The sequence below is a fragment of the Novosphingobium sp. 63-713 genome, assembly GCF_001898925.1.
Taxonomy (GTDB): Bacteria; Pseudomonadota; Alphaproteobacteria; order Sphingomonadales; family Sphingomonadaceae; genus Novosphingobium.
Genome location: NZ_MKVS01000005.1, coordinates 170,019 through 185,012 on the forward strand (window position 1 = coordinate 170,019; position 14,994 = coordinate 185,012).

The window sequence follows — 14,994 nt, forward strand, 5'->3', positions numbered from 1 at the left end:
TTCAGTCCAGACAGGCAACCCGCGATACTCGCCTTACAGGAGCGCCCCGTCGTTTAAAACCTGATCCATGACCCCGATGGCATGTCCGCCACACAATTTTTGATGCTTTCCCAAGGCCCCATCCTCCGCCCGATCCGGCGCTAATATCGCTTTGGACAAGGCAAATTGTCATGGCGGCGGATCATTATGAGTTCTGGCGTGTTATGGCATGCGACAGGTCGGCGCATGACGGCAAAAGGGGGCCATTTTTGCGGAAGGTTTTTCAAGCTGCGCCAGGGAAAGGCGCGAAATGCCCAGTGGGGGGCGCTGGTTTTTCTGCGCGCGAATGTGCTGTTGCACGGATCTTCGGCCGTGAAATCTCCTTGGCCGCCATGGCGATCGGCGGGGCGCTGATGGCCGGAGCTGCGTCGGCGCAGCCCTCTCCCGCCCCGACCACACAGCAGCCGACCTCCTCCACGCCGCCCTCCCCCATCATCACCGATCATGATTTCGAAGCCGCGCTGCCCCCCGTTGAGGCACCCGTTGAAGCCCCCGCCAACCCGGTCGCCTCCTCGGCCCAGCCCGCCGCCGCCACCGACCCTGATCTGACCAAACCGCTGGTCCCGTTGGATGACTTCAACAAGGAAGCCCTGCGCGATGACAATGGCGGCGGAAAAACCGAAACCTCGCCCAGCCTGTCCTATCGCTGGCATGTGACCGGGCTGGAAAACCTGCGCGATGCCGACCGGGTGGCCCCCATCGAGGGCGGTGCGCTGGTGGACAGTTTCGAGGCCGTTTCCGCGCTGAAACAGGGCAAGGGCAAGGCGACGAATGCCGCCGCCATCGCCGCCCGCATCGAGCAGGACCGGCAGGCACTCTCCGATGTGATGGCCTCGCAGGGCTATTTCGATGCCGGCGTGCAATCCTCGGTCGCCATGCCCGAGCAAGGCAAGCCGGGGGATATTGTCGTGTCCATGGCGGTGGCGGCGGGGCCGCGCTACCGGCTGGGCGCGATCCGCTTTGATGCGCCCGCGCTGGTCCCGCCCGATCTGCTCACCCGCCATTTCGGCGTCCATTCGGGCGAACCGATCGTGGCCGAGCGCGTGCTTTCGGCCGAGGCGGCGCTTGGCGTGCTGTTGCCGCAATCGGCCTATCCCTTTGCCAAGATCGGCCAGCGCGACATCGAACTCGACGCCGCCACCGGGATCGGGGATTACACGCTGCCCGTCGCGCCCGGCCCTCGCAGCCGCTTTGGCGACATCAAAATCAAGGGCCGCCGCCCGGTGTTCGACGCCCGCCACATCGCCACCATCGCCCGTTTCCGCAAGGGCGAGCTTTACGACAGCCGCCAGATCGACGATCTGCGCAAGGCGCTGGTGGCCACCAACCTGTTTGCCACGGTCACGGTGGACCCCGCCCAAACCGGCATCAGCGCGGGCGACAACACCGAATATGCCGATCTGGTCGTCAACCAGCGGGCCGGACCGCCCCGGTCCCTCTCGGCGCAGGCGGGCTATTCCACCGGCGAAGGCATCAAGGCGGTTGGCAGTTGGAGCCATGCCAACCTCTTTCCCCCCGAAGGCGCGATCATCGCCAGCGCCACCGCAGGCACCAGCGAACAGGGCGTTTCGGGCACGTTTCGCCGGTCCAACGCAGGGCTGCGCGACCGCACGGTCGAAGTGTCGCTCAGCGCCAACCACACCAACCTTGATGCCTATGAGGCCTTCACCGGCGCGCTCAAAGGGCGCATCTCGCGCGCCAGCACGGCCATCTGGCAAAAGCGCTGGACCTACAGCTATGGTTTTGAACTGATCGGTTCGAACGAGCAGGACTATGCCTTTGAGCAGGCGGGCGAACGGCGGCGCACCTTCTACATCCTCGCGCTGCCGGGACAGATCACCTATGACCGGTCGAACTCGCTGCTCGACCCCACACGCGGCTATCGCCTCTCGGCCACGCTCTCGCCCGAGGCATCCTTGGGCAGCAACATACAAACCTATGCCCGCTCGATCTTTGAAGCGACCGGCTATTATCCCATCGCCGGAAAGCTGGTGCTGGCCGGGCGGGCGCGGGTCGGCATGATCGGCGGGGCCTCGCGTGAATCCATTGCGCCATCGCGGCGCTTCTATTCGGGCGGTGGCGGATCGGTGCGCGGCTTCGGCTATCAGGAGCTTGGCCCAAAAGACCCCGACGGGCACCCCATCGGCGGGCGCTCTCAGGCCGAGACCAGCGTGGAACTGCGCTATCGGTTTGGCAATTTCGGCGTGGTGGGCTTTGTCGACAGCGGACAGGTCTTCACCAGCGAGGTGCCCACTTTCAATTCCTGGCGCTTTGGCGCGGGTGTGGGCTTTCGCTATTACACCAACTTCGGGCCGATGCGCTTTGACATCGCCACGCCGATCAACCGGCAGGTCGGGGAATCGCGCGTGGCGGTCTATGTCTCAATCGGGCAGGCATTCTGATGGAGCAGGTGGAAAATCCGCAGGTTCAGGCCCGCCAACCCCTGCTGGGCAGGGCGTTGCGTTATGCCGGGATCGCGGTGGCCGTCCTTGTCGTGCTGGTCGCGGCGCTGTGGATCTGGCTTTCGACGCAGAGCGGGCGCGACATGGTGGCCGCGCAGATCTCGCGCCTGTCCTTTGCCAATGGCATGAGCCTGCATGTCGATCGGATCGAAGGCTCGCTGCTGGGCGCGCTGACCATCCGCAATCTGGACATTGGCGATCCGGATGGGCGGTTTTTCCATGCCGAAAATGTGGCGCTGGATTATCGGCCCCTGGCCTATATCGGCGGGCATCTGGATATTCGGCGCCTGCATATTCCCGCTGCGCGGCTTGAGCGTGCGCCCCGCTTCAAACCCACGCCGCCCAGCAATGAACCGCTGCTGCCCGACCTGGATATTGACGTGGGCCAACTGGCGGTGGATCGGCTGGAGATCGCCCCTGCCATCACCGGCCGGCGCCATGTCGTCAGCCTTCAGGGGCAAGCCCATATCGCCGATCGGCGCGCCCGTATCAACGCGCGGGCCGCGGCGCTGGTCGCGCCCGGCGTGGCGGGCGGAGACCGCCTTGCGCTCAAGCTGGATGCTGTGCCGCAGATCAACCGGCTGAACATGGATTTCGCGCTGGATACGCCCGCCGACGGCCTGCTTGCGGCGCTGACCGGGCAGGCCGAAGCGCGCCATCTCCGGCTGGCCGGGCGGGGCGACTGGAAGGCGTGGAACGGTTCGCTGGCGGCCAGCGCGGGCGGCAAATCTCTGGCCGATCTGGTGATCAATGCGCGCTCGGGCACCATTCATGTCGCGGGCCTCGCCCACCCCGACGTTTGGCTCAAGGGCCAGAACAGCGCCTTGTTCCAGCCCGAGACGAAAGTGGACGCCACCGCCGCCTTCGACAATCGACAGATGCAGGTCAAGGCCCAGATCGGCAATGCCAATTTCGCTCTGGGCGTTCAGGGCATGGCCGATATGGGCAACAACACGATGCATCAGATGCGCCTTGCCCTAAACGTGATGCAGCCGCGCGTGCTGGCCACGAACCTGTCGGGCAATGGCATTGCCGCCGAGGCCACTATAGACGGCAGTTTTGCCGCACCGCGCATCGCCTATGCGGTCAAGGCCGCCTCCATCGGCTTTGGCGCCACCCGCATCGACGGCCTTGCCGCATCGGGCAGCGCCGCGCTCGACAAGGACCACTGGCGCATTCCCGTAAACGGCACGGCGCGGGCCATTACCGGCGTCTCGGCCAGCGTGGCGCCCTTGCTCGACCATGTCCGCTTTGGCGGCGATTTCGGCTATGCCGACGGGCGGCTGCTGTCCGACAATATCCGCCTGCAATCAAGCCGGATCGACGCGCGCGCCGTGGTGATCGCCGATCTGCCGCGCGCGCTCTACACCGGCACGCTCAATGGCACGATCAACGGCTATCGCGTTGAAAGCGTCGGTATTTTCAACCTCGCCTCCAATATCGGGCTCAAGACGCAGGCCAATGGGGGCTTCCGGCTGGAAGGCCGCGTGAGCGCGCGCTCCACCCGTCTGCTCAGCGGTGGGATAGCGGGCTTTCTGGGCGGCAATGCACTGATTATCGCGCGGGTGGGCTATGGCAGCGACGGGGTGGCGACGGTGGATGGACTAACCGTTGCCGCGCCCGCCTTTCGCCTTGCCAATGGCCGGGGCCGCTATGACGCCAAGGGCCAGATCGCCTTTGCCGCCGATGCCTCTTCCGACCGCTATGGTCCGATCCGGTTGAGCGCAAAGGGCAGCGTGGCGCAGCCGGTGCTGCATCTGGAGGCGCCCCGCCCCGGCATGGGCGTCGGGCTGGCCGCGCTGGTGGCCGATGTGCGCGGGGCGGGCGGCGCCTATCAGGTGAACGCCAAGGCCGCCAGCGATTACGGCCCCATCGGCGCCGATCTGCTCGTCTCCACCGCCAAGGGGCCGCTGGCGGTCGATCTGCGGCCCGGCACCAGCCTTGCCGGAATCGCCCTCACCGGCCATGTGCAGCAGCAGGCCGCAGGGCCTTTTGCGGGCGCGCTGGCGCTTGCCGGGGCCGGGGTGAACGGGCGGGTCGAACTGTCCGCCATGGGCGCGCATCAGCGGGCGGTGGCCGCGATTACCGGCCAGAATGTCAGCCTGCCGGGCAAGGCCGGGCTGAGCATCGCGCGGCTGGTGGTCAAGGCCGATGCCGTGATGGCCGACCAGCCGCAGGTGAACGCCGATGTGCAACTGGCGGGCGCGCGGCAGGGCGATTTCTATCTGGCACAGACGCGGGCCAACATTGCCTATCGCGATGGAGCGGGAGACGTGAAGCTGCTGACCGAAGGGCGCAACCGCTATCCGTTCCGTCTGGCCGCGCAAGGCAGGCTGTCGCCCGATCTGTGGCGGGTGGCGGTCAATGGGCGGATCAATGGCGTCAACATCGCCTCACGCGGGGCGGTCGAGATCGTGCCGGAAAAACCAGGCTATCTCCTGCGCCCCGCCACGCTTTCGGTCAACAACGGCAGCCTGCGGATCGAGGGTCGCTATGGCGCGGCCAGCACCCTGCGCGCGCGGCTTGACGGCGTCGATCTGGCGCTGGTCAACGGCTTTGTGCCGGATCTCGGGCTGGGCGGGCGGATGTCGGGCAGCCTCGATCTCGATCAGGCGGGCGCCGGGGCCATGCCCAGGGTCGATGCCCATCTTCAGGTGGCGGGACTGACCCGCACGGGTCTTTCGGCGGTCTCGACCCCGGTGGATATCACCATGGCCGCGCAACTGGATAACCGGGCCGCCCATGCTCAGGCGCTGGTGCGGCGCGGGGATGCGCAGATCGGGCAAATGCAGGTGAATGCCACGATGGGTGCGGCGGAAACCGGCACATGGAGCAATCGCCTGATGGCAGCGCCGCTGTCCGGCGGGGTGCGCTACAATGGTCCGGCCGATGTGCTGGCCTCGCTGGCGGCGCTTTCCGATCAAAGCCTGAAGGGACCGATCGGCATCGCCGCCGATTTCGGCGGATCGGCCCATGCGCCCAGCATCACCGGCACTGTGCGCGCGCAAAAGCTGGTCTATGACAACGCCACCTATGGTACGCGCCTGAGCGACATGGCCTTGCAGGGCCGGTTCACCAATGACCGGCTGGAGGTGCAGAGCCTCACCGCGAAGGCGGGCGACGGCACGGTCAAGGCCAGCGGCTTCATCTCGCTCAGCGCGCAGGAAGGCTATCCGATCCAGTTGGGCATCAACATGGCCAACGCCCAACTGGCCAGCGGGGCGGACCTCTCGGCGCGGGCCAGCGGCGATATCAAGCTGGTCAATGCACCGGGCCAACCGCCCACGGTCAGCGGCACGCTCGATCTGCCCGAAACGCATTACCGCATCGTGCGGCAGGGTTCGGCGGCGGTGCCCACCCTGAGCGGCGTGCGCCACAAGCCCGCCATCGGGCCGGAGCGCATCAGCGGCGATGCCGAACCGGTGCATTCACTGCCCGTCAACTGGAACCTCGACATGCGGGTGCGGGCCGACAACCAGATCTTCGTGACGGGCATGGGGCTGGACAGCGAATGGTCGAGCAACCTGCGCATCGGCGGATCGACCACCCAGCCAGCGATCACCGGCACGGTGCGCGCGGTGCGCGGCACGCTGGATTTTGCCGGGCACAGTTTTACCATCGACAGCGGGACGATCACGCTCAATGGCGGTGATCTGACCGATCCGGCGCTCAATATCCGCGCCTCGGGCGCGATTTCGGATGTGACGATCAGCATCGTCATCACCGGCACGGGCTCGAACCCGGAAATCGCGCTGACATCCGACCCGGCGCTGCCGCAGGATGAATTGATGGCGCGCATTCTGTTCGGCGGGCCGGTGGGCAGCCTCTCGACGCTTCAGGCGGTCCAGCTTGCCTCCTCGCTCAACACGCTGCGCGGGGCCAAGGGCGGGCTTAATCCGCTGGGCGCGCTGCAATCGGCCACCGCGATCAGCCGCCTGCGCGTGCTGGGCGCCGATGCCACCACCGGGCGGCAGACCGCGCTGGCGGCGGGCAAATATATCACAAACAACATCTATGTTGAGGTTGTGACCGACACGCGCGGCTATATGGCCACCCAGCTGGAAATCGCGCTGACCAAGGCGTTTTCGGTCCTGAGTCAGGCAGGCCAGTTCGGCGGCACCGGCGTCACGGCGCGCTATCGCAAGCGGTATTGAGAAGAGGCGATGATGGGGCATGGCGCGCAAACAGGCCGCGGGATCGGATTGGGTCTTCTTGCCATGGTGGCGCTGATGGCGGGGGGATGCCGCCGCGAAAGCTTTGATGACCAATGGCAGCGCAGGAGCAAGGAAGCCGACCAGACCGCCAGCGCGATGGAGCGTGACATGCAGGCCCGCCTGCATATTGCCAAGGAGGCCGGGCAGGGACTGCCCAGCGCGGCCGAAACCGCCTCAACCGGGCCATGAACGCGCATGTTCCCCCATCGGCCCCCGGCTGCGACGCCACCAGCCCGCTGGAAATGCCGTGGGCGGCATGGCGCCAGATCGCCGGGCGGGTCTGGGCGACGATGGGCGAGCATCAGCTCAACCTGTTGGCGGCGGGCGTGTCTTTCTACACATTTCTGGCCTTTGTGCCGATGATCGCCTCGGTGGTGCTGGTCTATGGGCTGGTCGGAGATCCCAATGCGGTGGCCTCGGGGCTGGACGGTTTGCGCGGATTCCTGCCCGATGATGTGATGCGGGTGGCGCGTCCGCCGCTGTTGGCCGCGATCAATGCCGAAACGCCCGCCAAGGGACTGGGGCTGGTGATGGCGCTGGGCGTGGCGCTGTATGGGGCGATGAATGCGGCCTTTTCGCTGCTTTCAGCGATGAATCTCATTTATGAGGAACCGGCCAAACGATCCTTCTGGCGCACCTTTCTGCTGGCCGTGGCGGTAACGGCCGGAATGGTGGCGATCGGCGTGCTGGCAACGGCGGCCATCGCGCTGGTTTCCTGGGCTGGGCCGCTGATGATGGTATGGTGGGGCGAACAGGTGCTGATATTGGCGCGCATCACCGTGTGGAGCGTGGCGGTGGTGGTGGTCAGCCTGTGCTTTGCGGTGTTTTATCGCATGGTGCCGGACCGGCAACCGGCCAAATGGCGCTGGCTCGCGCTGGGGGCTTTTCTGTCCACGGTGATCTGGATGGGGCTGACATTGGGCTTTGGTGTCTATGTCGACCATATCGCCCGATACAATGCGGTCTACGGGTCGCTGGCCACGGTGGTGGTGTTTCAGGTGTGGCTCTATCTGTCGGCTTATGCGGCGCTGATCGGGGCGGCGGTCAATTGCGAGATCGAGCGGCAGACGATGGTGGACACCACCGTTGGCCCGGACCTTCCTATGGGGCGTCGCGGCGCGGCATTGGCCGACAAGGGGGCTGAGGCGAGGAAACGAAGCAGGGTGTAACGAGATGTTTGGGCATCCTGGGCACGCCCTGCCGGGCTGGCGTCGTTCAGCTTTCTACACCCCATAGCATTGATATATAATCATCTTAATCCAACCTTAAAAATTCCTTTGACGCCCTCGCCCTCCTCGGGCAAATAGATAAAACAAATTGCTTTAATGAGTCTCCCAAGAGCCTCAACCCCAGGAGAGGAATCCCCATGCGATCAAAGGCCAATCGGTCTGGTGTGTTGTCCTGCGCCGTTTCCGCGCTTGCCATTGCCCTGCCCACCTTCATGCCCGGCGTTGCGCTTGCCGCCGATGCCCCGGCCCCGCAAACGGCGGCCCCTGACGCGGATGCTCCGGGCATCATCGTCACCGGCATCCGCGCCTCCATCGAACGCGCGGTCAGCATCAAGCGCAATGCGGCCAGCATCGTCGATGCGATCTCGGCGCAGGATATCGGCAAACTGCCCGACGCCACGATCTCGGATTCGCTCCAGCGCATTCCGGGCGTCCAGATCCGCCGCGACGCGGGCGAAGGCAGCACGGTCAACGTGCGCGGCCTGCCGCAGGTGGTCACGCTGATGAACGGCGAGTCCTTCCTTGGTGCGGGCTCCATCACCTCGGTCCAGCCCAATTTCACCGACATTCCCTCGCAGCTCTTCTCCGGCGCCAGCGTCATCAAGAGCGCGACCGGCACGATGCTCTCGGCGGGTATTTCGGGCACGATCGACCTCAAGACGCGCCGCCCCTTTGATCTGAAATCCGGCGTGCACGGTGCATTTTCGGCCGATGGCGGATCGGGTTCGAGCACCAAGAAATTCGATCCCCATTTCAACGGGCTTATCTCGTGGCGCAATGACAATGTCGGCTTCCTGATCTCGGCGGCCTATTCCAAGGACCATCTGGGCAATTCCTATTCGGGCATCCAGCGCGACTATGGCGGGCGTCTGGCCGATGAATCTTTGGCCAATGCCACCGGCTATGGCGGCTTCCGCTTCGACAATCCCAATCGCGGCACCAATGTGCCGGGCGGCATCGACGTCAACGGCAATGGCACCGCCACCGACTCCTTCTTCTCGCCCCAGGCCCATACCGGCTGGAACCGCGTGACCGAGCGCGAGCGCATCGGCGTCAACGGATCGTTTCAGGCCCATCTGAGCGACACGCTCGAATTCGTGGCCGACGGTTTCTACACCAAGCAAAACCAGTACACCGGCACCTCCGGTTTCCAGATGCAGGGCGTCAACTGGCAGGCCGCAGATTTCGTGCCGGGGCAGAGCCGCGACACCGGATCGCTGATCAACGGCTTCCATTTCAACACGACGCAAAAGTACAATTACACACTGCAGAATTTCGACAGCTATTCCGAGCTCAACCGCGCGATTTCGGACTCGACCAATCTCAACGCCGAATTGCGCTACAAGGGCGACAAGCTGAGGCTGACGCTGCGCGGCGTCTATGGAAAGGCCAATTACAGGCTCGACAACAGCTATGCCCAATTCTCGCTGTCGGACGGTACGCAATGGTTCAACGGCATTGGCACCTATCCGGCCTCACTGGGCGGTAATCGCACGTTTAACCCACTGGGCTATACTTACAACACGCTGCCCGCGACGGTCGATTACACCGGATCTTCCGTCAATTTCGCCCTGCCCAGCCAGTTGACCAATGAATTGGGCAACAAGAGCGCCTATGCGCTCAAGACGATTTCGTCCGAAGGCAATCAGCGCTCGAACGCGGATATGAAGGTGCTGCGTCTGGACGGCGCCTATGAATTCAACAACAGCTTCAACGTCGAATTCGGCCTGCGCTATGGCGACCGCAGCGCCCAGCAGACCGTGTTCGACCGCGCGGCCCCGCTCTATGGCGGCAACGGCGCGTCAAACCCGGCCGGTTGCTATGTCAAGTGGAAGGCCTTTGACGTTCAGATGAACGATCCTTCCTGCAATGCCACCAATGGTTCGGGCCAGTATCTGACCGCCGGGCTGACCCGCCTTGCCACCGATCCCACCCTGTCGGGCCTGCTTACGCAATCCAGCCTGCCGGTGGGCGGTGTCGGTTCGATCTATACGATCAACCCGATGGCCATGCGCGATCCGCTGGCGTTTCAGAACAGCTTCTATCCGGGCAACAAGGAATTCGTGCAGCCGGGCCAGACCTTCTCGGTCGGCTTCAAGCAGTGGTCCGGCTTTGCCCAGCTCAATTATGCCGGCGAAATCGGCTCGATGGCCTTCCACGCCAATGGTGGCCTGCGCATCATCAACACCAGCCTGCATGTGATCCAGCATCTGGCCGGTTCGCCCCAGCCCTATGGCCTGCCCAACACAGACGCGGGCACGCTGGTCACCGACCGTTCCTTCACCGATTTCCTGCCCGCCTTCAACGCCTCGCTCGATGTGACCAGCAAGCTGCGGGTGCGCGCGGCGGTGGCCAAGAACATGACCCCGCTCAACCTTGACCAGTGGGGCGGCGGGCTTAACCTGAACTATGCCATTGATACGACCACCAATCCGCCGGTCTTCCACGTGGCGGGGGGCAGCTCGAACGGCAACCCGCAGCTCGATCCGTGGCGCTCGACCAATTATGACGTGTCGCTGGAATATTACCTCGGCCGCACCAGCATGATCAGCCTTGCGCTGTTCCGCATCGATGTGAAGAGCTTTATCCAGAGCGCCACGGTGATGCGCAGCAACATCCCCGATCTTGACGGGGTGGTGCGCTCCACCGTGCCCATCACCACCAATGTGCAGGGCAATGGCGGCAAGCTGCAGGGCGTCGAAGTGGGCGGCAAATATGGCTTTGACTTCCTGCCGGGCTGGCTGGGCGGTTTTGGCATTGACGCCAATTACACCTATTCGGACTCCTCCTCGGGCAATTACGACCTGTCGGGCGCCAAGGAACCGTTCCACGACAATTCCAAGCATCAGATCAATGCCGTGCTCTGGTATGAAAAATACGGCCTTCAGGCGCGTGTGGCGTGGAACTATCGCTCCAAGCGCGCCGAACAGTCCGATTTCGCCGGTATCGCGGGCATGACGCTGTATCAGGCGCCCACCAATTACGTCGATGCTTCGGTGTCCTATGATGTGAACAAGCAGGTGACGATCTTTGCGCAAGGGTCGAACCTGACCAAGGAATCGGAACATTACTTCCTCGTCTGGCCCGATCTGAAGGCCTTCAACAACCTCTACGAACGCCGCTTCCAGATCGGCGCCCGCGCGAGGTTCTAAACGCTCTCCTCCCCACCGTCCCTCCCCCTTCGGGCGGCCTTGCAGCGCCGTAACGGCCTGCAACGCCGCCCGATTTTTTGAGGCCTGTTTTTTTCAGGAGCATCGCAATGCCAGACTTCGATCAGCAAAACGCCTCTCCCGGCGCGATCCGCTCGGTGGTGGTGGCGGGCGGCGGCACGGCGGGCTGGATGGCGGCCACTTATCTGGCCGCGCGGTTCGAAGGGCGAGGGATTGGCATCACCCTCGTTGAATCGCACGAAATCGGCACAATCGGCGTTGGCGAGGCAACCGTTCCCGCTATCCGCGATTTCTTCAGAATGATCGGCCTGCATGACTTCGATGTGCTGCGCGCCACGGGCGGCACGCCCAAACTGGGCATAGACTTTGCCGGATGGGCAGGCGAAGGCACGCGCTTCTTTCACCCTTTCGGCCTTTACGGCCTTTCCTCGCGCGGGGTGCCTTTTCATCAATATTGGCTGAAACTCGCCCAAGCCGGGCTGGGCCGCGATCTGGGCGATTACAGCCTTTGCACCGAAATGGCCCGCAACGGCGCCTTCATGCTGCCGGTGGACAATCCGGTCAATGATCTGGCCGTGTTCGACTGGGCCGTCCATTTCGACGCCTCGCGCTTTGCCGCCATGCTGCGCGATCTGGGGCAGCGGCGCGGGGTGCGGCTGATCGACGATGTGATCACACGCACCGTCACGGATGGCGAAACGGGCCATATCACATCGCTCGAAACGCGCGGCGGGCTCTCCATCGCGGGCGATCTGTTCATCGACTGCACCGGATTTCGCGCGCTCCTGCTGGGTGAGGTGATGGGCAGCTCATGGGTGGACTGGACCGACCTGCTCCCCTGCGACCGGGCCGTGGCCATGCCCTGCGCGGCCTCGGGCGGCTTTGACCGGCCCTATACGACCAGCACCGCGCGCAAGGCAGGCTGGCAATGGCGTATTCCCCTGCAACACCGCGTGGGCAATGGATATGTCTATGCCTCGGCGCATATCAGCGACGATGAAGCGGCGGCCACCTTGCGCGCCCATCTCGAAGGCGAAGCTTTGGCCGAACCCAACCTGATCCGCTTTGGCGCGGGACACAGGCGGGAATTCTGGCGGGGCAATTGCATTGGCGTCGGGCTGGCCGCAGGCTTTCTCGAACCGCTCGAATCCACCTCGATCACGCTCATTCAGACCGCGCTGGAAAAACTGGTCGATCTCTTCCCAGACCGCGCCTGCGATCCGGCGCTGGCGGATGAATTCAACCGGGCCACCACGCTGGAATATGAGCGCATCCGCGATTTTCTCATCCTGCATTATCACGCCAACCGCCGCCATGGCGAACCGCTGTGGGACCAGATGCGCGCCGCGCCTCTGCCCGAAAAGCTGGCCCATAAATTGTCGCTCTGGCGCGCGCGGGGCAAGCTGGTTCGCTATGAATGGGAAGCCTTTTTCGATCCGAGCTGGCTGAGCATGTATGCCGGTTTCGGCATCATGCCCGCCGCGCATGATCCCATGGCCGATTATTTCACCGATGCGCAGGTGGTCGAAGCGCTCGACCATATGCGCGAGGCGATCAGGGCGGCTGCCGCCCATGCCCGCCCCGCCCGCGATTTTCTGGCCCGGCTTGCCCCAGAGGCGAGCCGCGCCGCCGCGCCCGTCGGCGTAGGCTGACCACCCTTATTCCCCTGGAGACTATCTATGACACTTCGCATTGCCGGCATTGAACTGGGCGGCACGAAATGCGTCGCCACCCTCGGCGATGGCGAGGGGCATGTGCTGGAACAGACCACCGTGCCCACCACGCAGCCCGACATCACCTTACCCGCGCTCTCGGCCATTCTGGCCGATTGGGCCGCAAAGGCGCCGTTTGACGCGCTGGGGATCGGCTCCTTTGGCCCGGTGGGCCTGACGCCGGGCACGCCTGATTTCGGCCATATCACCGCCACGGCCAAGCCGGGCTGGCGCGACACCGATGTGCTTCATACGCTTTGCGCGCCTTACGCAGTACCCTGCCATTTCGACACGGATGTGAATGCCGCCGCGCTGGCCGAACAGCGCTGGGGCGCGGCGCAGGGCCTGCAGGATTTCGCCTATGTCACGGTGGGCACCGGGGTAGGGGTCGGGCTGATCGTGAATGGCCATGCCACGCGCGGGCTGGGCCATTGCGAGATGGGCCATATCCGCGTCCCCCGTCTGGCCGGTGACACATGGCCGGGCCATTGCCCCTATCATGGCGATTGCGTCGAAGGGCTGGCCGCCGGGCCTGCCATCAAGGCGCGGCTGGGGCAGGATCATGTGCATGATATTCCCGCAGATCATCCCTTATGGGACAGCGTGGCCCATGCGCTGGCGCAGATGTGCCACACCATGCTGATGGCCACAGGCCCGCGCCGCATTCTGATCGGCGGCGGCGTCGCCAATGGCCAGCCCCATCTGCGCGCCATGATCGAGCGCCACGTGCGCGACAGTGTTGCAGGCTACATTCCCCTGCCGGAGGAAACCTTCATTTTGCCCCCCGGCCTTGGCGATCAGGCGGGGCCGTTGGGCACCATCGCGCTGGGGCTGAATGCGTTGGAGGAACAGGCGCGCTGATGGTTCAGCCCTCGGCAGGCCCCTTCCACAAGGCCGTCGCCTTGGGCAGCAGGAAATGGCTGAAGGGCAGAACGGCGGCGCCGACCGAAGGCGCCTCCTCGGCCAGTCGGGCCTTCATCACCGGGGCCAGCACGGGGACATGCTGGCGATGGCTTTCCAGCCTTGTGTTGAGCGCATGGACCAGATCCTCGATCCATCCCCCCGGCAGGCGCCCGCCGATAATCACCGCCGCCGGGTTGATCAGGCAACTGACCGCCACCAGCGGCTCGACCAACTGATCGCTGGCCAGATCGATCCAGCGGCGGCGCACCTGCTCCAAAGCAGCCCCGTCGCCGCGCAGATCGGCGGGCGTCAGCCCTTCCCCGGCCATCAGCCGATAGACGCCCGACAGCGAGACGAGATTCTGGATCTGCTCACCCGTGCCCCGCGCCAAAAGGAAGCCGATTTCGCCGCTGCGGCCCTGCGCGCCCCGGATATAATTGCCGTCAATCACCAGCCCTCCGCCAAGGCCGGACGATATCAGCAAATAGAAAAAGCTGGCCGCTTTCAGGCCGTGGCCCAATTGTTGTTCGCCCATGGCGGCGGCGGCGGCATCATTCTCGACAAACACCGGCAGGCCAAAGGGATCGGACAGCAGTGCGGCAATATTGGTGCTTTCCCAGAGCGCGAAATCCTCGGGCCGTCCGGGCAGGTCGATCAGCCCGAAATCATCGGGCATGGCCACCCCTACACCGACCAGCAAGCCCGGATCGACCCCGGCCTTCGCCACCAGTTCGGCGGCCGACACGCGGTAGTGATCGCGCACGTCCTCGGGTTTGGGGAAGGCGATGTCGCGCGTGGCCTGCGCCATCACCTCGCCAGCGAAATCGACCAGTACGATGGTGATATGATCGCGGTCGATATTGACACCCAGCGAATAGCAGGCCGCCTTGTTGACCACCAGTTTGGTGGCCGGTTGGCCGCGCCCGCCGCGGATCTGCCCGGCCTCCTCGATCAGCCCTTCGGCGGCCAGACGCTTGGTAATATTGGCGATGGAGGGCGCCGTCAGCCCGGTGATCCGCGCCAGATCCACCCGCGTGATCGGCCCGTTCACGCGGATGGCATGCAGCGTCACGCGCTGATTATGGTCGGCGGCGCGTTCCAGATTGGTGCCCGAAAGGCGGATCGGACTATGCGTCATCAGGCGGGCCATCCCTTTATAAAGACGAGAACGTGCCGAGCCATCATCCAAAAATCCTTTCAAGGCAGCGCGATCACTTCGCCCATGCGCCCCACATTCACCTTCTTCGCTTTGCCACAGGCAAAGG

The 14,994-nt window shown here is 64.5% G+C and carries 8 protein-coding genes; 7 read left to right on the plus strand and 1 reads right to left on the minus strand.

Features of this window, described 5'->3' with window-relative positions; genetic code table 11:
- Nucleotides 1-371: 371 nt before the first annotated feature.
- From BGP00_RS01865 to BGP00_RS01895, 7 genes are all read left to right on the plus strand, one after another.
- A complete protein-coding gene (locus BGP00_RS01865; RefSeq protein ID WP_292921802.1) occupies nucleotides 372-2,441 on the plus strand; it encodes a BamA/TamA family outer membrane protein in 2,070 nt (689 codons plus the stop codon).
- Nucleotides 2,441-6,655: a translocation/assembly module TamB domain-containing protein gene (locus BGP00_RS01870; protein ID WP_292925692.1), complete on the plus strand. Its 4,215-nt coding sequence runs from the start codon at nucleotides 2,441-2,443 to the stop codon at nucleotides 6,653-6,655. The genes BGP00_RS01865 and BGP00_RS01870 overlap by 1 nt, the downstream gene beginning before the upstream one ends.
- 48 nt (nucleotides 6,656-6,703) lie before the next feature.
- A complete protein-coding gene (locus BGP00_RS01875) occupies nucleotides 6,704-6,904 on the plus strand; it encodes a hypothetical protein (protein WP_292921799.1) in 201 nt (66 codons plus the stop codon).
- Entirely contained in the window at nucleotides 6,901-7,884 is a 984-nt protein-coding gene (locus tag BGP00_RS01880; protein WP_292921798.1) for a YihY/virulence factor BrkB family protein, read from the plus strand. The genes BGP00_RS01875 and BGP00_RS01880 overlap by 4 nt, the downstream gene beginning before the upstream one ends.
- A gap of 197 nt (nucleotides 7,885-8,081) precedes the next feature.
- Complete coding sequence (locus tag BGP00_RS01885; protein ID WP_292921797.1) at nucleotides 8,082-11,096, plus strand: TonB-dependent receptor; 3,015 nt, start codon at nucleotides 8,082-8,084, stop codon at nucleotides 11,094-11,096.
- Nucleotides 11,097-11,203: 107 nt separating this feature from the next.
- Entirely contained in the window at nucleotides 11,204-12,766 is a 1,563-nt protein-coding gene (locus BGP00_RS01890; protein ID WP_292921796.1) for a tryptophan halogenase family protein, read from the plus strand.
- Between the two features lie 27 nt (nucleotides 12,767-12,793).
- A complete protein-coding gene (locus tag BGP00_RS01895; protein WP_292921795.1) occupies nucleotides 12,794-13,687 on the plus strand; it encodes an ROK family protein in 894 nt (297 codons plus the stop codon).
- 4 nt (nucleotides 13,688-13,691) lie between these two features.
- Here the strand turns inward: BGP00_RS01895 and BGP00_RS01900 are convergent, their stop codons facing one another.
- Nucleotides 13,692-14,867 (minus strand): ROK family transcriptional regulator, encoded by a 1,176-nt coding sequence (locus BGP00_RS01900; RefSeq protein ID WP_292925693.1) that lies wholly within the window; start codon nucleotides 14,865-14,867, stop codon nucleotides 13,692-13,694.
- Between the last annotated feature and the right edge of the window lie 127 nt (nucleotides 14,868-14,994).